General features: G+C 55.7%; 18 protein-coding genes. 8 read left to right on the top strand and 10 right to left on the bottom strand.

What is annotated here, in order from left to right:
- Positions 1-2,982, top strand: a complete 2,982-nt coding sequence (locus ACMVME_RS00900; protein ID WP_068794667.1) for a virulence factor SrfB — start codon at positions 1-3, stop codon at positions 2,980-2,982.
- Positions 2,979-5,153 (top strand): virulence factor SrfC family protein, encoded by a 2,175-nt coding sequence (locus tag ACMVME_RS00895; protein ID WP_068794668.1) that lies wholly within the window; start codon positions 2,979-2,981, stop codon positions 5,151-5,153. The genes ACMVME_RS00900 and ACMVME_RS00895 overlap by 4 nt, the downstream gene beginning before the upstream one ends.
- Before the next feature lie 33 nt (positions 5,154-5,186).
- Here ACMVME_RS00895 and ACMVME_RS00890 read toward each other — a convergent pair whose 3' ends face one another.
- From ACMVME_RS00890 to ACMVME_RS00850, 9 genes are all read right to left on the bottom strand, one after another.
- Positions 5,187-5,945, bottom strand: a complete 759-nt coding sequence (locus tag ACMVME_RS00890; protein WP_032680929.1) for an alpha/beta fold hydrolase — start codon at positions 5,943-5,945, stop codon at positions 5,187-5,189.
- A gap of 86 nt (positions 5,946-6,031) precedes the next feature.
- Positions 6,032-6,205, bottom strand: coding sequence for a GhoT/OrtT family toxin (locus tag ACMVME_RS00885; RefSeq protein ID WP_032670341.1), 174 nt, complete (start codon positions 6,203-6,205; stop codon positions 6,032-6,034).
- A gap of 155 nt (positions 6,206-6,360) precedes the next feature.
- The gene (patD, locus tag ACMVME_RS00880) at positions 6,361-7,785 is read right to left on the bottom strand and encodes an aminobutyraldehyde dehydrogenase (RefSeq protein ID WP_032680928.1); all 1,425 of its coding nucleotides are present in this window, start codon (positions 7,783-7,785) and stop codon (positions 6,361-6,363) included.
- Between the two features lie 24 nt (positions 7,786-7,809).
- Entirely contained in the window at positions 7,810-8,616 is an 807-nt protein-coding gene (locus tag ACMVME_RS00875; RefSeq protein ID WP_032680927.1) for an ABC transporter permease, read from the bottom strand.
- Positions 8,606-9,508: an ABC transporter permease gene (locus ACMVME_RS00870; RefSeq protein ID WP_175392646.1), complete on the bottom strand. Its 903-nt coding sequence runs from the start codon at positions 9,506-9,508 to the stop codon at positions 8,606-8,608. Before ACMVME_RS00870 ends, ACMVME_RS00875 begins: the two co-directional genes overlap by 11 nt.
- A 43-nt stretch (positions 9,509-9,551) precedes the next feature.
- Positions 9,552-10,565 carry an ABC transporter ATP-binding protein gene (locus tag ACMVME_RS00865; RefSeq protein WP_020884017.1) on the bottom strand — a complete coding sequence of 338 codons (1,014 nt, stop codon included), beginning with the start codon at positions 10,563-10,565 and terminating at the stop codon, positions 9,552-9,554.
- Positions 10,566-10,580: 15 nt separating this feature from the next.
- Positions 10,581-11,726 (bottom strand): putative ABC transporter substrate-binding protein YdcS, encoded by a 1,146-nt coding sequence (gene ydcS / locus ACMVME_RS00860; RefSeq protein WP_020884016.1) that lies wholly within the window; start codon positions 11,724-11,726, stop codon positions 10,581-10,583.
- A 273-nt stretch (positions 11,727-11,999) separates the two neighbouring features.
- On the bottom strand, positions 12,000-13,409 hold the full coding sequence (locus ACMVME_RS00855) for a PLP-dependent aminotransferase family protein (protein WP_032680925.1): 1,410 nt from the start codon (positions 13,407-13,409) through the stop codon (positions 12,000-12,002).
- Between the two features lie 82 nt (positions 13,410-13,491).
- Complete coding sequence (locus tag ACMVME_RS00850) at positions 13,492-13,680, bottom strand: hypothetical protein (protein WP_020884014.1); 189 nt, start codon at positions 13,678-13,680, stop codon at positions 13,492-13,494.
- A gap of 394 nt (positions 13,681-14,074) precedes the next feature.
- Between ACMVME_RS00850 and ACMVME_RS00845 the strand changes: the two genes are divergently transcribed.
- From ACMVME_RS00845 to hslJ, 4 genes are all read left to right on the top strand, one after another.
- Positions 14,075-15,475: a cytochrome ubiquinol oxidase subunit I gene (locus tag ACMVME_RS00845; protein WP_068794669.1), complete on the top strand. Its 1,401-nt coding sequence runs from the start codon at positions 14,075-14,077 to the stop codon at positions 15,473-15,475.
- Positions 15,475-16,485 carry a cytochrome d ubiquinol oxidase subunit II gene (gene cydB / locus ACMVME_RS00840; protein ID WP_068794670.1) on the top strand — a complete coding sequence of 337 codons (1,011 nt, stop codon included), beginning with the start codon at positions 15,475-15,477 and terminating at the stop codon, positions 16,483-16,485. Before ACMVME_RS00845 ends, cydB begins: the two co-directional genes overlap by 1 nt.
- Complete coding sequence (locus tag ACMVME_RS00835; protein WP_014170274.1) at positions 16,485-16,613, top strand: DUF2474 domain-containing protein; 129 nt, start codon at positions 16,485-16,487, stop codon at positions 16,611-16,613. The genes cydB and ACMVME_RS00835 overlap by 1 nt, the downstream gene beginning before the upstream one ends.
- Positions 16,614-16,739: 126 nt before the next feature.
- The gene (gene hslJ, locus ACMVME_RS00830) at positions 16,740-17,177 is read left to right on the top strand and encodes a heat shock protein HslJ (protein WP_014170275.1); all 438 of its coding nucleotides are present in this window, start codon (positions 16,740-16,742) and stop codon (positions 17,175-17,177) included.
- Here hslJ and ACMVME_RS00825 read toward each other — a convergent pair whose 3' ends face one another.
- Positions 17,178-17,444: a DUF333 domain-containing protein gene (locus ACMVME_RS00825; protein ID WP_014170276.1), complete on the bottom strand. Its 267-nt coding sequence runs from the start codon at positions 17,442-17,444 to the stop codon at positions 17,178-17,180.
- 273 nt (positions 17,445-17,717) lie between these two features.
- Here ACMVME_RS00825 and nifJ point away from each other — a divergent pair, with 273 nt between their 5' ends.
- Both nifJ and ompC read left to right on the top strand, forming a co-directional pair.
- Positions 17,718-21,242 carry a pyruvate:ferredoxin (flavodoxin) oxidoreductase gene (gene nifJ / locus ACMVME_RS00820; protein ID WP_068794671.1) on the top strand — a complete coding sequence of 1,175 codons (3,525 nt, stop codon included), beginning with the start codon at positions 17,718-17,720 and terminating at the stop codon, positions 21,240-21,242.
- Positions 21,243-21,634: 392 nt separating this feature from the next.
- Positions 21,635-22,744: a porin OmpC gene (ompC, locus tag ACMVME_RS00815; RefSeq protein ID WP_068794672.1), complete on the top strand. Its 1,110-nt coding sequence runs from the start codon at positions 21,635-21,637 to the stop codon at positions 22,742-22,744.
- Positions 22,745-22,822: the final 78 nt, after the last annotated feature.

Here is a 22,822-nt window from a genome sequence, read left to right as displayed (position 1 = left end):
ATGCTGGTAAATCTTTGCGACTATAAACAGAGCGTCACGCTTATTGCCAACAGCGGCGTGCAATTCCTCGATTTTGGCCTGACTCCGCAGGACACCGCCAGCAACGGGCGCTTCGTACGTAAAACCGCCAACGGTCCGCTTCTGCGTCTCGATTTCGATCTCGTCAACGGGCGTTACACGCTGCCGGGATTGAACGGCGGACAGCCTGAAGTGGTGAAACCGGAAACCACGATCCCACTGCATCAGTCCCTGACGGTGCTGGATGGTGTCTGGCTCCCCATTCCCTTCCTGCGCTTCAATCCGCCACGTACCTTTGTTGACGGGCCGGATAACTGGGCGCGTGTCCAGGTGCGTAAACTTGAAACGCCTGATACGGCAGGTAATACACACCGCGTCACGCTCGCTCTCGACAGCCAGATTGCAGCGCATGCTACTGCCGCGCTGTCCCCGGTTGAAAATGACATTCTCAACGGCACCCGTTTCGGACTGGCATGGCGTGACGATGAGGTGGAAAGCTTCCTCGACCAGACCTGGATTGATGGCTGGCTGCGCGAGGCGTTTACCCACTATGCGACCGACGTTGAAAACCGCGCGGAACGCGACCTGCAACAGGCAATGCGCAGCTTTGAGTACCAGGCACACTGGCTCAACCTGCTGTCCATGCTCGGTGAACAGCTTACCGTACCGGAAGTGAAATTTGTCACCCATACCCTCAGTACGCCGGCTATTCCGGTCGACCTGATCCTCGACGTCGGGAATACCCATACCTGCGGCGTTATTATTGAAGATCACGGTGATGCGAACGACGGTCTGCGCCAGACGGCCGAACTGCAGGTGCGCTCGTTAAGCGAACCACAGTTCCTCAATGAGCCGCTGTTTACCAGTCGTCTGGAGTTTTCAGAAGCGCGTTTTGGCAAGCAGCACTTCTCGGTGGAAAGTGGGCGTGAAGATGCCTTTGTCTGGCCGTCTATTGTCCGCGTGGGCGACGAAGCCCGCAAACTGGCTACGCGCCGTCTGGGCACGGAAGGTAACAGCGGTATCTCCAGCCCGCGTCGCTACCTGTGGGATGAAACCCCGGTGGTCCAGGACTGGCGCTTTAGCCAGATGAACAGCAAAACCCAGCGCGAACCGCTGGCGACCGCGTTCCCGCTGATGAACCTGATGAACGATGACGGTGAACCGCTCTTTACGCTGCCGCAGGACGAGCGACTGCCGGTTTTCTCCCCGCAGTACAGCCGCAGCACGCTGATGACGCATATGCTGTGCGAACTGCTGGCACAGGCGCTGGGGCAGATCAACAGCGTTGCCACGCGCCTGCGTCTGGGCTTTCCGGCCTCGCCACGCCAGCTGCGTACGCTGATCCTGACCCTGCCCTCGGCGATGCCGAAGCAGGAACGCGAGATCTTCCGTCGCCGCATGTTCGAAGCGATCGCTATCGTCTGGAAAGCGATGGGCTGGCACCCGCAGGACGACGATTTTGCCACCCGTAAGCACCAGGAAAAAAGCGTGGTGCCGGTACCTGCAATCCAGATGGAGTGGGACGAGGCCAGCTGTGGTCAACTGGTGTGGCTGTACAACGAAGCGATCTCACATTTTGGTGGTCAGACGGAAGCGTTCTTCGCCTCCCTCGCCCGCCCGGATCGTGAACCTGAACCAGGCGTTCAGCCGGGGCGCTCGCTGCGTGTCGCCTCTATCGACATTGGCGGTGGCACAACCGACATGGCGATCACCCATTATCAGCTGGATGACGGCTCCGGTAACAACGTCAAAATCACGCCGCAGCTGCTGTTCCGTGAAGGGTTTAAAGTGGCCGGTGACGACACCCTGCTGGACGTCATCCAGCGCTATGTGTTACCCGCCCTGCAAACCCAGCTGCAGAAGTCCGGCATCGCCGATGCCTCTCTGCTGATGGCCTCGCTGTTTGGTGACTCAGGACGTATCGATACTCAGGCGGTATTGCGCCAGCAAACGGCGCTTCAGCTCTTTATGCCGATTGGTCACGCCATCCTTGCCGCGTGGGAATCCAGCGACATCGACGATCCGCTGGCAGGCTTGCATGCCACCTTTGGCGATCTGCTGTCGCAGAAACCGACCCGCAACGTGATGAATTATCTGCAACAGGCCGTCGATCATGCCTTGCCGGCAGGTTCAGACGCCTTCGATCTGTTTGCCGTTCCGCTGCACGTGAATTTCCGTGAAATGCAGGATGCGATGCTGGCAGGCCAGTTCACGCTGGCGTCACCCCTGCATGCGGTGTGCGAGGCCATTTCACATTACAGCTGCGATATTCTGCTGATCACGGGGCGTCCGGGCTGCCTGCCTGGCGTTCAGGCGCTTATTCGCCACCTGCAGCCGGTGCCGGTTAATCGCATCGTCTGGCTGGATAAATACCAGGTTCATGAATGGTACCCGTTCAGCCAGCAAGGACGCATTGGTAATCCAAAATCGACCGCCGCCGTCGGCGCGATGCTTTGCAGCCTGGCGCTTGACCTGCGACTGCCGCGCTTTAACTTTAAAGCCGCGGATATCGGTGCATATTCAACGGTTCGCTATCTGGGCGTACTGGATAACACCGTAAACACCCTGCGTGAAGAAAACGTCTGGTATCAGGATATCGACCTGGATAAACCGGGTGCGAAACTCGACGCTCGTCTGCACTTCCCGCTGCGCGGAAATGTGACGCTCGGTTTCCGCCAGCTGGCGAACGCGCGCTGGCCGGCAACGCCGCTCTATACGCTTAGCATCAACTCGGCCGAACTGGCCAAAGCGATTGCGGGTGACGGCGTGCTGAACGTGCGGCTCAAACTTTGTGGCGGCAATAAGCATGAAGGGCCTGAATCCTTCGCGCTGAGCGATGCCTGGTTGCAGGACGGGACGCCGGTTCCGCCTGATGCTTTAACCTTCAAACTGAATACTCTGGCCGATCGCCGTCATAGCGGCAGCCACTACTGGATCGACAGCGGGAGCGTATACCTGAAATGACTGCGACGATGACCACCACTCAGGCCTTAATCGGGTGGATAAATGAGACGCGCCTGAACGCCCCTGTGCTGGATAACGAGGCCGATGCCCTTCTTGCGCGCATCAACGCGACGCAGGCACGGGAGCAGGCCATTGACCGCGCCCTGTCACGCCCGGGCAGTATTGGACTTTACGGTCATTCTCAGAGTGCAAAAGCGCATCTGCTTTTATCGCTGTGCGGCAGCGGTAATGGCCGCCTGAACGTTACGCCAGGCCAGCGTACATTTGACTATTTTTCGCACATTAATCCGGGACATGCCCTGACCAACATGGCCGTGCGGTTCACCCGCGGAAATACAGAGGTGATGGATGAGGCGTTCCCGCTGCGCCTGAGCCTGGTGACAGAGGCAGAGCTGGTGCAGCTGTTTATCGCCCGCACCACGCTGCAGCCGGACATCCGCGCCGTGGATAAAGCGGTCATTGAGACGCGCCTGGAGAAGTGGCGTGGCCTGCGCCAGCCGCAGGGCGTTCCTGGTATTACAGCTCAGGACGTGGGTGCCATCGCCCGCTTCTGGCAAAGCTCAGTACCTGCCGCGAAACAGCAAATTGATGATGCCCTGTGGCATCAGTTTGCACAGCTGGTCCCTTCGCTCGATCTCAGCACGCGAGCCAGCGTCTGGTCGCTGCTGTGGGGTGAGCAACAGGAGTTGACCCAGCAGTGGTTAAAGCTCGCTCATGTCCTGCATCAGACCAGCCATGCCGGAGCACTCGCCACCCCGCTCAGCCTGCTGGTCGATAACTTCGGGCTGCCGGGCGAAGGGTTCCTGACTCACGGCACCTTTACCCTTCCGGAGGCCCAGGAGACGCTGCTTCATCCGCTGAACAACGGCGAGATGCTTAACGCCATCAGTATCCCTGTCGATACGCTCGCCTTCCTGACGCGTGAGCTGGTCTTGCCGGTCGAAAGCAGCGCCCTGGATAATGTCGATATTATTGATATTCCTGTCTTTTCAGATAACAGCGCCGATACACTGAACCAGGCTAAATGCCAGTGGTTGCTGGAGCATTATCGCCAGCAGCTGCAACCGGACGTGCTTGTTATCTGCAATGCGACAGCCCAGCACGAGCAAACGGCTAAAAAAGCCCGGGTGCTGATGAACTGGGTCAAAGAGACTCAGCCGGTTGAAGAATCCGCCCTGCCGGGGCTGGTGTGGGCGATTACGCCTCACGACGCACGTTTTACCACCCGTCAGAACCTCGATGAAACGGTACAGCACCTGTTGGGCAAACCGGGTGTGCGCTGGGGGACACTGCAGGCGCTGGACAGCCACAGCATGCAGCGCGTGATCGAGTGGTTGTCTCAGGCCACGTTACCCGCTCAGCGGCAGAAGCGTCTTAGCACGCTGAAAGCAATGCTGCGCCAGGAACTCTCGGCCCTGATGAAGGGGTATCTGGCACCGCTGGTTGAGGAACCCGGCGCCAGACGAACTCAGGCCGAAAACATGGTGCGCGTTCTGCAAAGCTCCGCCGCCCGCCACGGTGAACTGCTTGAAGGTCTTCTGCCGCCGCTTAAAGCCTTTGAAACCCTGCTGGCCGTTCAGCAGCCCCGCGAGGAGCAGGTGAACGGACTGTTTACGGATACCATTGACCTGTTTGCCGAGCATGCCCAGGAGAACGCCAGTCCATTCCAGACCAAAGACAAAGCTCGCCTGGCGCATAAAGTCTGGATAAACCATCTGCGCCAGTGGAGCCGCAACGATGCCACTGCCGCGCGCCTTGGGCTGGAACCCGCTGTTTTGCAGCAAATTGCTGACGTTCTGGTGGTGGCCAGCTACCGACTGAACCTGCCGCAGCAGCTGCAGAACATCGTTGAAACCGACAAGTGCAGCGCAGCCCAACTGCATGCCGTAATGGGCAACTTCATTGGCTGGCTGGGCTACGATCGGACACCCGCAGAGGCACGCCCGGCGAGCCGCATCCGTAAAGGCCAGGCAATCTTTGTCACGCCGGTGGTCAACAGTACCGAGCCGCGCCTGACGCGTCTGGGAGAACAACCCGTACATGCGGCAACGGTGTATGTCTATGACTGGCTGGTCGCCCTCTATAGCCGGGCAATAGAGAACATCGATTTCCGCCACCCGCACGATGTACAGCCTGCCGCACGCCAGGCCTTACAAGCCCTGTTACGTTAGCGCTCCTGGCCCGCAGAGATGCGGGCTATCCTTTCAGGTCGTGGTCATACACTCTGCTAACGTCTGCGCCAGTGCCGACGGATTTTCCCAGGACATGGAGTGTCCGGCCGCTGGGATGATTTTCACCTCAACGCCCCGCTTTTGCAGAGAGTCCGCATCATCATCAGGCAGGGACCACTCGCCGAAAATCAACGTCACCGGGCAGCGCAGAGACAAAAACTGAACCTCCCATTCCGGCTCTACCCCTTCCACCAGGCTGGACGCGCCACGCCACACGGCATACGGCGCATTGCTTTGCAGACTGCCCGCCCAGGGTGAGGTTTCTGCACTGAGCAGCGCATCATACCCCTGCGCCAGGAACTGTTGTTCCGTCTGTGCAGCAATAGAGCGGCTGAACATGCCACCTCCGGCGTGAAAATTGGGTTCCGACACCATCAACCCTTTTACGCGTGGCGCCATCAGTCCTGCTGCCTCGATAGCAATGCTGCCACCCATACTATGACCATATAGCCAGAAGCTATTGAGTTTGAGATGGTCCAACAGTTCAGCCACCACTCGCGCCTGCTCGCTGGTGCGATAACGATACTGCACGGGTTTGTCGCTGTAACCGCTGCCGGGGAGATCGATAAGAATGGCTCTGCGCGCACCAAACCGGGCGTCAGAAACGATACGAGGATATTCATAAGAAGAGGCGCAGCCTAACCCGTGAATAAACACCACAGGATCGCCAGAGCCGGGAAGATCGTGCCAGCGCACAACGCAGCCGGCCTGCTGCGAGTAAAAACTGTTCATAAGCACTCCTTTAACGATTTACTGTGTATTTATACAGTCTTCGTGTCTGGAATGCTATGTTCATCTTTTAAAACGGGAAGCGTGCTTCAGAAAAGCGAGATCAACAGCGCAACGGGAAAGCTCATTGGCCAGGTTGACCCCACCAGAAAAGCACTGAGCAGTCGGATACGTTTGCGGTCTTTAGAGAGGAACCAGGTAATTAATGCACAGACAGAAGCCATGATTGCGTAAAAAACCAACATCTTTTGATACAACGTCATTCTGTTTACCAGAGCCGAAAAAATAACCGCACGCAATATGCGTCATATGTTGATACAGATCAAGTTTTTTCGTTACAGAATAACCATTTGAATACTATGGATAATGTACTGAAAGGAGAGAATGCCCGGCGCTGAATGCGACCGGGCATGGGGGCTTAGTGCTTTATCATCACGTGGCGAACAACGGTATAATCTTCAAGGCCGTACACCGACATATCTTTGCCGTAGCCGGATAACTTCATCCCGCCGTGCGGCATTTCGCTCACCAGCATAAAATGGGTATTAACCCAGGTGCAGCCGTACTGCAGACGCGCGCTCATCCGGTGGGCACGCCCTACATCGCGGGTCCAGACCGATGACGCCAGGCCGTACTGCGAATCGTTCGCCCATGCCAGCACCTGCGCTTCGTCATCAAACTCGGTGACACTTACAACCGGGCCAAACACTTCACGCTGAACGATAGCATCGTCCTGTTTTGCCCCTGCCAGAAGGGTTGGCTGGAAATAGTAGCCTGCCCCCTCTTTTTTGCTGCCGCCGGTCACCACGCGAATATGGCTCAGGGCTTTAGCCTCATCAACCGCCTTACAGACGCGTGAAAGATGGGCTTCGGAACTGAGCGGGCCCAGCTCGGTGGTTTCCTCCTCCGGCGCGCCCATCTTCAGGCTCGCCACCGCGGCACCCAGTTTTTCCACCAGCGCGGCATAAACGCCTTTCTGCGCATAAATACGACAGGCTGCCGTACAATCCTGCCCCGCATTGTAGAAACCGAAAGTACGTACCCCTTCAACAACCGCATCAAGATCGGCGTCGTCGAAAACGATAACCGGGGCTTTGCCGCCCAGCTCCATATGGGTGCGTTTAATCGAGGACGCCGTGTGTCCAATAATATGTTCGCCGGTGGCAATAGAACCGGTGAGCGACACCATACGCACCTTTTCGTGGCCGGTCAGCGGATCGCCGACCGTTTTTCCGCGGCCAAACAGAACGTTCAGAACGCCTGCCGGGAAGATGTTTTTCGCCAGTTCCGCCAGCTTGAGGGCCGTCAGTGGGGTAATCTCCGAAGGTTTGATCACCACACAGTTACCCGCGGCCAGCGCGGGTGCCAGCTTCCATGCCGCCATCATCAGCGGATAGTTCCATGGCGCAATGGAGGCGACCACGCCCACCGGATCGCGGCGTATCATCGATGTGTGACCGTCAAGATATTCGCCGGCGGCCAGCCCGTTCAGGCAGCGGGCGGCGCCGGCAAAGAAGCGGAAAACGTCGACCACAGCCGGAATTTCATCTCCCAACGCACAGTGCAGTGGCTTACCGCAATTGAGCGATTCGAGACGGGCAAATTCTTCGCCGTGGGCTTCAATCACGTCAGCCAGCTTCAGCAGACACTCGGCACGCGTTTTAGGCGTGGTTTGTCCCCATTCAATGAATGCGCGATCGGCGGCCTGGACCGCCGCGTCGACCTGCGCTTCTGACGCTTCAGCAATCTCCAGAAGTACCTCTCCGGTGGCAGGGTTATAGACCGGCTGTTTTTCCCCGTCCCCGGCGACCAGTTCACCATTTATCAGCAGTTGTGTTTGCATAGCATTGTCCTGTTGAAATCAATGTTATTTCCCGCTTCCGGCACTGTTTTCGCCGTCGCGGGTTAGCCACCAGGCTCCCAGAATGGGTAGGGTTGTGACCAGCATCACCAGCAGTGCAACGACGTTGGTGACCGGCACGTCGCGCGGACGCCCGAGCTGATTAAGCAACCACAGCGGTAACGTGCGCTCGTGTCCCGCGGTAAATGTTGTGACGATGATTTCGTCAAACGAGAGTGCAAACGCCAGCATCCCCCCGGCCAGCAACGCCGAACCGAGATTCGGCAGGACCACGTAACGGAAGGTTTGCCAGCCGTCGGCCCCCAAATCCATTGACGCCTCGACCAGACTCCAGGAGGTGCGTCTGAAACGGGCAATCACGTTGTTAAACACCACCACCACGCAGAACGTGGCGTGACCGACCACGATGGTGAAAAAACCCGGCTCAAGGTCAATGGTTTTAAATGCCGTCAACAGCGCCAGACCGGTGATAATCCCCGGTAACGCAATCGGCAACAGCAGCAACAGCGAGATCGCATTTTTGCCAAAAAACGCGCTTCGCCACAGCGCTGCTGCAGCAAGCGTGCCAAGCACCAGCGCGATAGCCGTCGACAGCGCAGCGATTTGAAGTGACAACGTCACTGATTCAATGATATCGCCACGCCCTGCTGCCACGGTGAACCACTTCAAGGTCAACCCCTGTGGCGGAAAACTGAACGCGGCGTCTTCGGTGTTAAAGGCGTAGGTCGCAATAATCAGCAGCGGGAAATGAAGGAAGATAACGCCTCCCCAGGCTGCCACTTTCAGGAACAACGGTGCGCGTTCAGAGTGCATCGAATGCTCCCAGACGTTTCACGAACGCCAGATAAAGCGAGATGAGGACAATTGGTACCAGGGTGAAGGCCGCGGCCATGGGCATATTGCCGATAGCGCCCTGCTGGGAATAGACCATATTGCCAATAAAGTACCCCGGCGGCCCCACCAGCTGTGGAACAATGAAATCGCCCAGCGTCAGGGAAAAAGTGAAGATTGACCCTGCGGCAATGCCCGGGATTGCCAGCGGCAAAACGACGTAACGAAAAGTCTGGCGTGGTCGCGCGCCGAGATCGGCTGAAGCCTGCAGTAACGACGCGGGCAGTCGCTCCAGCGCCGCCTGTACCGGCAGGATCATAAACGGCAGCCAGATATAGACGAACACCAGAAAACGCCCCAGCCCGGAGGTGGAAAGCGTGTTTCCGCCAATGGCCGGAAGCGTAAGGATCGCGGTCAGGATCGGCTCCAGCCCCAGGTGGCTCAGAAACCACTGAGCTACCCCGTCTTTCGCCAGCAGCAGCGTCCAGGCATAGGCTTTAACAATATAGCTGGCCCACATTGGCAGCATCACGGCGATATAGAAGAACGCCTTCCACTTGCCGCGGGTGTAACGTGCCATGTACCACGCCATCGGAAACGCGAGGATAGCGCTGGCGATGGTCACCGCAATGGCCATCATCAGCGTACGCAGGATGATGTCATAGTTTGCCGGATTAAAAAGCGCCAGGATATTGGCAAACGTCAGGTCCGGCGTGACCGCCATGGTGAAATCGTCAAAGGTATAAAACCCTTGCCATAAAAGGGTGAGAAGCGATCCCAGATAAACGATGCCAAACCACATTAGCGGCGCGAGCAGCAGCAGGAACAGCCCAAGCGATGGCTTACGCCAGAACAGTGCGGTAAGGCGGCTCATGCGGCTACGGTGGGCGGGAGGCGGCGCGACATGCGTGTTCATGTCACCTCTCCTCTTGCAGGCGAACCATGGCATCACGTGACCACGACGCCATCACCGCCTGCCCCGGCGTCACGCCGCTCAGCGTTGCGGCATCGCTAAAATTGGCCTGGCTGACCAGCAGTTTTGCACCGTCAGCGAGTTTTAGCTCAAGACGCGTTGCCGCCCCCTGATACTGTACTGCCTGCACCACGCCCTCAACCTGAACCTCACCGCTCTCATTGAGGCGAATATGTTCCGGCCGTAAAGAATAGATGCCTTCCATCCCGCACACGTTGTGTGCCATACCGGCGTCAAACACGTTCGAGGTCCCGACAAAGCTCGCCACGAATGGCGTTCCTGGACGCATATAGAGATCGCGCGGGGTGTCGACTTGCTCAATGCGGCCATTATTGAAAACCGCGACCCGGTCAGACATCGACAGGGCTTCCCCCTGATCGTGAGTGACGAAAATAAAGGTGATGCCGAGCTCCTGTTGCAGCTTTTTCAGCTCGAACTGCATCTGCTCACGCAGTTTAAGATCGAGCGCGCCGAGCGGTTCATCCAGCAGTAATACCCGGGGTTCATTGACCAGCGCCCGCGCGATGGCGACACGTTGACGTTGCCCGCCGGAAAGCTGCGAAGGCTTACGCGTGACAGCAAAGCTTAGCCCCACTTTTTCCAGCGCTTGACGCGCCTGCGCATGGCGCGTTTTCTTGTCGATACCTTTGACCATGAGCCCGTACGCGACGTTATCGAGGATCGACATATGCGGGAACAACGCATAATCCTGGAACACGGTATTCACATCGCGTTCCCAGGGGGGAAGTGCGCTCGCCTCTTTACCGAAGATTTTGATTGCGCCGCCTGACAGCTGCTCAAAACCGGCTATCAGACGCAGGCAGGTAGTTTTGCCGGAGCCCGAAGGCCCCAGCATGGAGAAAAACTCTCCGTCATGAATAGCAATGGTGACCCCATCCACCGCCCGCACGTCACCGTACAGACGGGAAACGTCATTAAACTCTACTGCGTACGTCATGTTCTGCTCCTGCGATTAACGGCCGCCCATGATGGCGATGTAATCCTGTGTCCAGCGGCTGTAAGGAACGAATTTGCCGCCTTCTGCAATCGGGGTTTTCCAGAACATGATTTTGTCGAAATAGTTGTAGCCGTTCGTTTCGCAGCCTTTATCGCCGAGCAATGTGCTGGCTTTACACCCTTCCGGCACTACGGGCAGCGAGCCAAACCAGGCCGCCAGATCGCCCTGCACTTTAGGCGTCAGCGACCAGTTCATCCATTTGTAGGCGCACATTGGGTGCTTGGCCTGCGCGTGCAGCATGGTGGTGTCCGCCCAGCCGGTTACCCCTTCTTTCGGGAAAACAGTGGCGACAGGCTGGTTCTCCGCTTTCAGGGCATTGGCCTGATAGGGCCAGGCGCTGGAGGCCACTACGCCTTCATTTTTAAAGTCGCTCATCTGAACGGTGGTGTCATGCCAGTAGCGGTGGATCAGCGCATGCTGGTCACGCAATACCTTCAGTACGGCGGCATACTGTTTTTCTGTTAGCTGGTACGGGTCAGTGATACCCAGTTGCGGCTGCGTGGCTTTGACAAACAGCGCCGCATCGGCGATGTAAATCGGGCCATCATAGGCCTGCACGCGGCCCTGATTGGTTTTACCGTCAGGTAAATTCTGTTTCGTAAAGACGACGCTCCAGCTGTCCGGCGGCGTCGGGAACGTTTTGCTGTTGTACATCAGCAGGTTTGGCCCCCACTGATACGGCGTGCCGTAGACGTTGCCGCCGACGTTAAACCATTCACCTTTGACGATCCGCGGGTCGAGAGTTTTCCAGTTTGGGATAAGGTCGGGGTTAATCGGCTGAACGCGTTTCCCCATGATCAGGCGCAGTGAGGCATCGCCCGAGGCAGTGACCAGATCGTATCCGCCTTTCGCCATCAGGCTAACCATTTCATCCGAGGTGGCCGCGGTTTTAACGTTCACCGCGCAGCCAGTCTCTTTTTCGAACTGCGTGACCCAGTCATAATTTTTATCGGTTTGTCCCCGTTCGATGTACCCGGGCCAGGCAATAATATCCAGTCGTCCTTCCCCGTCGCCGATTGCCTTCGGTGGCTCTGCGGCGTGCGCTGTCATGAGGGTCATGCCGAGCGCGCACAGGCTGCTGCGGGCAAATTTTTTGCTCATAAGAATTACTCCTGTCGCAATGAAATTTAGCGGCAGCCGTGCCGTAAAAATATCTCCCTTATTAAACGTAGACCGCGCAAATGCGCCGCACCGTGCGGCTTAAAGAAATTTCATCAAGGTGTGACCGAGGGCGCATTCCCCGTTAACTGGATTATAGACAAGGAGTTAGCGTTGAGAGGCGGTATGCAGATTTCCTATGATGCGGTACTGCGGAATATTCGCCGTACCGCCATCAGGATAAGGAATGATTATTTTAGAAAGGTGCGGAGATTATTATTCGAGCATGCTGCTAATTAATTTCCCTAACTGAATCACAGCCTGTTCTTCCCGCTCCCCCCACGCCCAGGAGGTATTAAACCGGAAGAACGGTGTCCAGGCGTCAGAGGTCGAAAACATCTTACCGGGGGCAATACTAATGTGGTGCATTAGCGCTCTCTCACTCAGCAGCCCGGCGTCCAGCTGCGCCGGGAGTTCCAGCCACAAAAAATAGCCGCTGTCGTTGTGATGAATTTTGACGCCTGCCGGCATATGGCGCAAAAGCGACTGCCACGCCTGCTGTTTGCGTTCGGCCAGCGTGCGGCGCAGGCGGCGAAGATGGGCGTCATAGCGTTTTGTCGCCAGGTAATCCACCAGCGCCAGCTGCATGGGTGAACTGGTCGATAAGGTGCTCATCAGCTGTAGCTGCTGAATGCGTCGCGCATGTTTACCTGCCGCCACCCAGCCGATGCGAAACCCCGCCACCAGACATTTCGAGAAGGACGAGCAGTGCAGCGTCATATCGTCACGATCCCAGGCTTTCGCTGGCAGAGGTTTCTCCCGGCCAAAATAGAGTTCGCTGTAGACATCATCTTCGATCAGGGTGACGTTGTGCCTGGCGAGAAGCGCGACCAGGTGCGCTTTTTTCTCTGCGCTGAGCGTGAAGCCGAGGGGATTTTGACTGTTGGTCATGAGCCAGCAGGCTTTGACCGGATACTCATTGAGCGCCTGCTCAAGCGCATTCAGATCGATCCCTTCGCGGACGTCCGTCGCCACCGACAGCGCTTTAAGTTTCAGGCGTTCAAGCGCCTGCAGTGCACCATAGAAACAGGGGTTTTCGACAATCACCCAGTCACCAGGCTCGGTAACGGCCTGCAGGCTAAGATTCAGGGCTTCGAGTGCCCCTGCGGTAATGACAATCTCATCCGGTGAGATATTCATTCCCTGCTGCGCATAGCGGCGGGCAATGGCGTGGCGAAGGTCAACGTTACCCGGAGGCAGGTTTTCAATTACGCTCATTGCTGTGGCGGTTTTACTGACATTGGCCAGCGAACGGTTAAGTTGCTGCAGCGGGAAAAGCCGGGGGTCGGGGAAGGCAGAAGCGAAAGGAACCACCGACGGGTCGCGGCTGGCCTGTAATACGTCGAAGATATAGGTATTGATATCTACCACTTCGTCCCGCATCACCTGGGCAGGCGGCGCAGGTTGGTGTGCGGTCGGGCGCGAGGCAACGTAATAGCCCGACTGCGGCCTGGCGACGATACGCCCCTGGCTTTCCAGCATCTGATACGCGTGGCCAACGGTCATAAAACTCATGCCGCTGCTCGCGACCTGCTCTCGCAGAGAAGGCAGCTTATCGCCCGGCAACCATACGCCAAGCTCGATCTGCGAGATAATTTGTTGCGCCAGACGCTGGTATTTTTTCATCAGATTCTCCTTATGACCGACAGTGTATATCAGCAGGAGAAAAAGAGAAGATTTTGCTAACTGTTATAGTTAGCCAGATGCATTACTTACGCAGTTCGGTGACGTTACGCTGAGCGTGGCGGGCAGCGGCCAGATGATCGAGGGTAATCATCGACGATTTGCAAAAAATGCATTTTGCACCGAACGGGTTTTTCTCAGACACATCAAAAGCTGAGGTACGGTACTGCGAACCATGGCAGCATGGGCAGCGGAAATGGATATAAGAAGTCATAGGATTCTCCTGTAAACGTAAAAACGTTAATTGCTTAATGGGCCCTTCAGGCGATAGTGGTTTGAAACAAAAACTAATCGGAGTGTAGAAAAAGACCCAAGAGAGGCTGCGGAGAGGCACAACGTGATGAGAACTGCTTTATAAAACTACGTCAGATGTTTATTTGGACTCAAACCCAGAGGGCCATTAACGCATGTTGTTGATAACAAGGCAAGCTGTTTAATGCATAAATTTCATAAAAATAATTTTTTTATTCTTTCACGCAAGCTATATCAGATGTGCAAAGCGTGATGTTTTCATGAACTGTTATAGGTAAATTTCGCTTTTCTGCGTCTGATACTCGTTATTTCGCCCCTATACCATAACAGCACACCGTTTGACATTGAGGTTGTGCATGTTTGGTTTAGATGCTTTTCATCTCGCACGAATACAGTTTGCCTTTACCGTATCCTTCCACATTATTTTCCCGGCTATTACCATCGGTCTGGCGAGTTATCTCGCTGTGCTAGAAGGCCTGTGGCTGAAAACCAAAAACCCGGTCTGGCGTTCGCTGTACCATTTCTGGTCGAAGATTTTTGCCGTTAACTTCGGTATGGGCGTGGTCTCCGGGCTGGTCATGGCCTACCAGTTTGGGACCAACTGGAGTGGGTTTTCACAATTTGCCGGCAGTATTACCGGCCCGCTCCTGACCTACGAAGTGCTTACTGCCTTCTTCCTCGAGGCAGGATTCCTCGGCGTTATGCTGTTCGGCTGGAATAAAGTCGGGCCGGGTCTGCATTTCTTTGCAACCTGTATGGTGGCACTGGGGACCATTATCTCAACCTTCTGGATCCTCTCATCAAACAGCTGGATGCAGACGCCACAGGGCTTTGAAATCGTCAACGGACAGGTGGTGCCGGTAGACTGGTTTGCCGTGGTGTTTAACCCCTCCTTCCCGTATCGCCTGCTGCATATGTCGATAGCGGCCTTCCTGAGTAGCGCCCTGTTTGTCGGCGCATCCGCAGCCTGGCATTTGCTGCGCGGAAACAACACCCCCGCCATCCGCGCGATGTTTTCCATGGCGCTGTGGATGACCCTGATTGTGGCTCCCCTTCAGGCGATGGTGGGTGATATGCACGGGTTGAACACCCTGAAGCACCAGCCCGCTAAAATAGCAGCCATTGAAGGCCACTGGGAGAACCCACCGGGTGAACCCACCCCGTTGCTGCTGTTTGGCTGGCCGGATATGGAACAGGAGCGCACCCGCTTTGGGCTGGAGATCCCGACGCTTGGCAGCCTTATTCTGACGCACAGCTTCGACAAACAGGTTCCGGCACTGAAAGAATTTCCAAAGGAAGACCGGCCAAATTCCACCATCGTCTTCTGGTCATTCCGCATTATGGCGGGCTTAGGCATGCTGATGCTGTTGCTTGGGGTAACGGCGCTCTGGTTACGTTATAAAAAGCGCGTGTACGCTTCGCGTCCCTTCCTGTGGTTTGCCCTCCTGATGGGACCCTCCGGGCTGATTGCCATCCTGGCCGGATGGGTCACTACCGAAGTGGGCCGCCAGCCGTGGGTCGTCTACGGGCTTCAGCGAACAAAGGATGCGGTTTCTGCGCATGGTGACTTGCATATGAGCGTGAGTCTGCTGGCCTTCTTCGTCGTCTACACCTCCGTATTTGGCGTGGGTTACAGCTATATGGTCCGCCTGATTAAAAAAGGACCTCAGCCTCATGAATCGTTTGCCACCGAGTCCGATGGACGTCCCGCACGCCCGCTTTCTGCCGTTACTACTGAACATAAGGAGCAACCATAATGGGTATCGATCTTTCCATTATCTGGTTTGTTATCATAGTCTTTGCCACGCTGATGTATATCGTGATGGATGGTTTTGATCTGGGGATAGGTATCCTGTTCCCGGCTACGCCTGATGCCGACGATCGCGATGTGATGGTGAACAGCGTTGCGCCGGTCTGGGACGGCAATGAAACCTGGCTGGTGCTCGGCGGTGCGGCGCTGTTTGGCGCGTTTCCGCTGGCCTATGCGGTCATTATTGATGCCCTCACTATTCCGCTGACGTTAATGCTGATCGGACTTATTTTCCGGGGCGTGGCATTTGAGTTTCGTTTTAAAGCCACGCCGGCACACCGCCCTTTCTGGGACAAAGCGTTTATTGGCGGTTCGATCCTGGCGACCTTTACCCAGGGCATGACGGTGGGTGCGGTGATCAACGGCTTTAGCGTCACCGGGCGTGCCTACAGTGGCGGACCGTTCGACTGGCTGACCGTTTTTAACCTGTTCTGCGGCGCAGGTCTGGTGGTGGCCTACGCGCTGTTAGGCTCGACATGGCTGGTGATGAAAAGCGAAAACGCGCTGCAACAGCGAATGCGACGGGTATCCAGAACGCTCCTGATCCTGCTTCTGGTATTCATTGCAGTAATCAGCCTCTGGACCCCACTGGCGCAGCCGGCCATCGCCGCGCGCTGGTTTACCCTGCCGAATCTCTTCTTCCTGCTGCCCGTGCCGGTGCTGGTGGTGATCCTGAGCCTGTGTCAGTGGCGTTGCCTGAATAACCCAGAGAGCCATCATCTGCCGTTTATCCTGACGTTAGGGCTGATTTTTCTCGGCTTTAGCGGACTTGGGATCAGCATCTGGCCGCACATTATTCCCCCGTCAATCACGCTCTGGCAGGCGGCGGCTCCGACACAAAGTCAGGGCTTTATGCTGGTGGGCGCGTTGTTGATCATTCCCGTGATTCTGGTCTACACCTTCTGGAGTTACTACGTGTTTCGCGGAAAAGTACAGCATGGAGAGGGTTATCACTGATGCAACAACCTTTCTGGAAAAGAGTCATGTGGCTGGCCATTATCTGGGGCGGCAGCGTACTGGCACTGGCGGCGGTCAGTATGCTCTTTCGCATGTTAATGACGGCCGCAGGGTTTAAGTCGCACTGATCGTATTGCGGGCAACGCCAACGTTGCCCGGTACCCGCCCGCACTTTCAGATAAACCCCATTAACGCACGGCAGAGTATCGTTACACTGAAAAAAGATTCACAGTATCTATCGTCTGAGAAGAAAAATGAAAAAGCTCATTGCGTTAAGTGTTATCAGTCTTGTCCTCACCGGGTGCGTTAATCCTGGTAAAGCCTCCGTTCAGCCGGACCAACTTAAGAGCCACCGTTTTGTGCTGGAGAATGTGGACGGGAAAGCCGTTAAGGCCACGACAACGCAACCAGAGATCAGCTTCAAAGCCCTGTCTGATATCAGTCTGGTTAATAACATTAGCGTTTCCGGCGTGATGTGTAACACGTTTAACGGACAGGGGAAATTGTCCGAAGGTGAGCTCAAGGTCAAAACGCTCGCCATGACGCGCAAGCTCTGTACCGAACCACAGTTGAACGAACTGGATCAGGCCATTGGCGACATGCTGCGCAAAGGGGCGCAGGTCGACCTGACTGAAGACCAGTTAACGCTGGCGACAGCCGATAAAACGCTGATGTTTAAGCGTGCGGAGTAATCAGTAGTTTCCGCAGGATCCTACGGCAAGCGACTGTTCACTGCAGCGTTTGCCGTTTGGCAATGCGCACATCCCGATAGCTGAGCCGTCAAGCTGGCGGGCAACAGACAGCGAGCCGCCAATCATCGCGCAGTTGGCTTGTCCGGAGCTGGACATCGCCGCTTTCATTCCCGGCGTTACGTGTGCCGCCGTTGCCTGCTGAACAGGTTCACTGCTGCATGCCGATAATAATAACGCGGCACACCCGACCCAAAATGCTGAACGCATGCTCTCTCTCCCCCATTAATAATGCGAAACCTATGCATAATAGGCATCACATGCCGTGTCGTCGAGAGCGAAAGTGCGTATTTATGCGCTCCTGAAACAATTTCTCGCAATTTTTTCGCCAAAAGATTGATCTACTCATTGATGTCGAGAATACCGAGGACACAAAAGCGAAAATCGTAAAATCCGACCTTTGCTAAACTAAGGGAATAATATTCAAAGCCCGTTGTGTTTTTTTCGGGCTCCTTTTTTTGCGCAATGTAAGGGTGTTGTCCTATGCAAACTATTGACGGTAATGGTGCAGTCGCGTCCGTCGCGTTTCGCACCAGTGAAGTTATCGCCATCTACCCAATTACGCCAAGTTCTACGATGGCCGAACAGGCCGATGCCTGGGCGGGCAACGGACTGAAAAACGTCTGGGGCGACGTCCCAAGAGTCGTGGAAATGCAGTCTGAGGCTGGCGCTATCGCGACCGTCCACGGGGCGCTGCAGACCGGTGCTCTGTCGACGTCATTCACGTCGTCGCAGGGATTATTGTTGATGATCCCGACGCTCTATAAACTGGCAGGACAACTTACCCCGTTTGTGCTTCACGTTGCCGCACGAACCGTTGCGACACACGCCCTCTCCATCTTTGGCGATCACTCAGACGTAATGGCCGTCCGCCAGACCGGTTGCGCCATGCTGTGCGCCAGCAGCGTTCAGGAAGCACAGGACTTCGCGTTAATTTCGCACATGGCGACGCTGAAGAGTCGCGTGCCCTTTATTCATTTCTTTGATGGTTTTCGTACCTCTCACGAAATCAATAAAATCGTTCCGCTGGCTGACGACACCCTCCTCAATCTTCTGCCGCAGGCGGAGATCGACGCGCATCGCGCCCGTGCGCTGAACCCGGAACACCCGGTGATCCGCGGAACATCGGCCAACCCGGATACCTATTTCCAGTCCCGGGAAGCAACGAACCCGTGGTACAACGCCGTTTATGATCACGTTGAGCAGGCGATGGATGATTTTGCCGCGGCCACCGGACGGCAATACAAACCGTTTGAATACTACGGTCATCCGCAGGCGGAACGGGTCATTGTGCTCATGGGGTCAGCCATTGGCACCTGTGAAGAGGTGGTGGATGAACTGCTGACCCGTGGTGAAAAAATCGGCGTGCTCAAAGTGCGGCTCTACCGACCGTTTTCCGCGCGACATTTGCTCTCCGCCCTGCCGGAAAGCGCGCGCACCGTGGCGGTGCTCGATCGCACTAAAGAGCCTGGCGCCCACGCAGAACCTCTGTATCTGGACGTCATGTCCGCGCTGGCTGAAGCGTTTAATTGCGGTGAGCGCGAAACACTGCCGCGCGTGATCGGGGGTCGCTATGGGTTGTCCTCCAAAGAGTTTGGCCCGGACTGTGTGCTGGCGGTGTTTAATGAGCTGAGCGAGGCTAAACCAAAACCGCGCTTTACCGTCGGTATTTATGATGACGTGACCAACCTCTCTCTGCCCCTGCCGGAAAACACGCTGCCTTCCACCGCAAAACTTGAGGCGCTGTTTTATGGACTGGGCAGCGACGGTAGCGTCTCCGCGACCAAGAACAACATTAAGATTATCGGGAACTCCACGTCGTGGTATGCCCAGGGGTATTTTGTCTACGACTCCAAAAAAGCAGGCGGGCTGACCGTTTCCCACCTGCGTGTCAGCGAGCACCCTATCCGCTCGGCGTACCTTATCTCGCAGGCTGATTTTGTGGGCTGTCACCAGCTGCAGTTCATCGATAAGTACCAGATGGCAGAGCGCCTGAAACCGGGCGGTATTTTCCTGCTCAATACGCCATACAGCGTGGATGAAGTCTGGTCGCGGCTGCCGCAGGAAGTGCAGGCGGTGCTGAACCAGAAAAAAGCCCGCTTCTACGTCATTAACGCTGCAAAAATTGCCCGCGAGTGTGGCCTTGCCGCGCGAATCAACACCGTGATGCAAATGGCCTTCTTCCACCTGACACAGATCCTGCCGGGAGACAGCGCGCTGATGGAACTGCAGGGAGCGATTGCCAAAAGCTACAGCAGTAAAGGTCAGGAGCTGGTCGAGCGTAACTGGCAGGCGCTGGCGCTGGCGCGCGAGTCTTTATTTGAAGTACCGCTGCAAGCGGTTGATCCGTCCAGCCCGAACCGTCCACCGGTGGTTTCTGACGCGGCACCGGATTTCGTGAAAACCGTGACGGCAGCCATGCTGGCCGGGCTGGGTGATGCCCTTCCCGTCTCCGCACTGCCACCCGATGGCACCTGGCCGATGGGCACCACGCGCTGGGAAAAACGCAACATCGCCGAAGAAATCCCCATCTGGAAAGAGGAGCTGTGTACCCAGTGCAACCACTGCGTAGCAGCCTGCCCGCACTCGGCCATTCGTGCCAAAGTGGTCTCCCCGGAAGCGATGGAAGACGCCCCGGCCAGCCTGCATTCACTTGATGTGAAATCCCGTGATATGCGCGGACAGAAGTATGTTCTGCAGGTCGCTCCGGAAGATTGCACCGGATGTAATCTGTGCGTTGAGGTCTGTCCGGCGAAAGATCGTCAGGATCCGGACATCAAAGCCATCAATATGATGTCGCGCCTCGAGCATGTCGAAGAAGAGAAGGTAAATTATGACTTCTTCCTGAACCTGCCGGAGATCGACCGCAGCACGCTGGAGCGTATTGATATTCGTACCTCGCAGCTCATTACTCCGCTGTTCGAATATTCAGGCGCCTGCTCCGGCTGCGGTGAAACGCCGTATATCAAGCTGCTCACGCAACTGTACGGCGACAGAATGTTGATCGCTAACGCCACGGGCTGTTCATCAATCTATGGCGGTAATCTGCCTTCCACGCCGTACACCACCGACGCCCATGGCCGCGGTCCGGCATGGGCGAACTCGTTGTTTGAGGATAACGCCGAGTTTGGTCTGGGCTTCCGTCTGACCGTTGACCAGCACCGCGCACGCGTGATGCGGTTACTGGAACAGTTTGCTGACCACATCCCGGCGGAGCTGAATGAGGCGTTGCACGCTGATGCAACGCCAGAACGTCGTCGTGAGCAGGTTGCGGAACTGCGCAACGCTCTGCAGGACGTGGAAGGTGCCGGGCAACTGTTGACCGACGCTGACGCGCTGGTGGAAAAATCAATATGGCTGATTGGCGGTGACGGCTGGGCGTATGACATCGGCTTTGGCGGGCTGGATCACGTGTTAAGCCTCACCGAAAACGTCAACATTCTGGTTCTGGATACGCAGTGCTATTCCAACACCGGTGGCCAGGCGTCAAAAGCTACCCCGCTTGGTGCAGTAACTAAGTTTGGTGAACACGGCAAGCGCAAGGCGCGTAAAGATCTCGGCGTCAGCATGATGATGTACGGCCACGTGTATGTCGCGCAAATCTCGCTGGGCGCGCAGCTGAACCAGACGGTGAAAGCCATTCAGGAAGCGGAAGCCTACCCGGGTCCGTCGCTGATCATTGCCTACAGCCCGTGTGAAGAGCATGGCTACGACCTGGCACTCAGCCACGATCAGATGCGCCAGCTGACCGCAACCGGTTTCTGGCCGCTCTACCGGTTCGACCCGCGCCGCGCCGATGAAGGTAAATTGCCTCTGGCGCTGGATTCACGTCCGCCTTCCGATGCGCTGGCCGAAACGTTAATGCAGGAACAGCGCTTCCGTCGCCTCAACGCGCAACAACCAGAGGTGGCCGAGCAGTTGTGGAAAGATGCCGCCGCCGATCTGCAAAAACGGTATGATTTCCTGGCGCAAATGGCCGGAAAAGCGGAAAAACCCACCCGCGACTGACTCTCCTTCTGCCCGGCTTGTCCGGGCTTTTTTTTGCCATAAAAAAAGCCCGATGTATTCACACCGGGCGAGTCCAGATAATTAATGGATACCACGTTAAATCACTAAATGACATTCACATAAATTATGGATGAAAAATCTTAAAGGCATATAACGCCGCTGAGATTATCTGATTTAATGGGCAATTAATAATTTTTATTTAATATGATTAGCTTTAAATCATTCATAAAACCAATGACTATTTCCGCCGCATAATCCGGTTAAGAATTAACTTAACTCGTAACAATTATATTTTATTGTTCTTGGTCAGGAGTGATTTAGCATGAGACAGCTTTCTCGTGCGGAAAGTTCAATACGTAATTAAATAAAAACAACTGCAAAGGAATTCCAAAATGCAAAGAAAAGTACTGGCCCTGATGATTCCAGCGCTGTTAATGGCTGGCGCTGCGCATGCTGCAGAAATTTATAATAAAGACGGCAACAAATTAGATCTGTACGGAAAAGTAGATGGTCTGCATTACTTCTCCGACGATGCCTCTAAAGATGGCGATCAAACTTACATGCGTCTGGGCTTCAAGGGTGAAACCCAGATCAACAACATGATGACCGGTTACGCCCAGTGGGAATACAACATCCAGGCCAATAACACTGAAGGGTCTAATAACCAGTCATGGACGCGTCTGGCCTTCGCCGGTGTTAAAGTCGGTGACTATGGCTCCTTCGATTACGGTCGTAACTATGGCGTTCTGTACGACGTGGAAGGCTGGACCGATATGTTGCCTGAATTCGGTGGTGACTCTTACACCAATGCAGACAACTTTATGACTGGCCGTGCCAACGGGGTCGCAACCTACCGTAACACTGACTTCTATGGTCTGGTACAGGGTCTGAACTTTGCCCTGCAGTATCAGGGTAAAAACGAAGATGCCAGCAACAACCAGGAAGGCACCAACAATGGTCGCGACACGCGCCATGAGAACGGTGACGGCTTCGGTATCTCCACCACCTATGACTTTGGCATGGGTATCAGCGCGGGTGCTGCCTATACCTCTTCTGACCGTACCAACGAGCAGGTGATGAATACCACTGCCGGTGGCGATAAAGCGGATGCCTGGACTGCAGGCCTGAAATATGACGCCAACAATATTTATCTGGCGGCAATGTATTCTGAAACCCGCAATATGACCCCTTATGGCGATAATACGGATGCCGTGGCCAATAAAACGCAAAACGTTGAAGTGACCGCGCAATATCAGTTCGACTTCGGCCTGCGCCCGGCAATTTCTTATCTGCAGTCTAAAGGTAAAGACCTGGCCAACGGTCAGGGCGATCAGGATCTGGTTAAATATGCTGACGTAGGCGCAACCTACTACTTCAACAAAAACATGTCCACCTACGTTGATTATAAAATCAACCTGTTGGATGAAGATGACAGTTTCTACAAAAATAACGGCATTAGCACGGATGATGTCGTTGCATTAGGTCTGGTTTACCAGTTCTGATCCCAAGAGCCCGCATCGTGATGCGGGCTCGTTATTTTCGTTGCGACGCCTGAAGCCAGCCCTCCTCTTCTCTCCCAT

The organism is Enterobacter cloacae complex sp. 2024EL-00711, from assembly GCF_047529885.1.
GTDB lineage: Bacteria > Pseudomonadota > Gammaproteobacteria > Enterobacterales > Enterobacteriaceae > Enterobacter > Enterobacter ludwigii.
The sequence above is the reverse complement of the archived record's forward strand: the minus strand, read 5'-3'. Positions and strand labels throughout refer to the sequence as shown.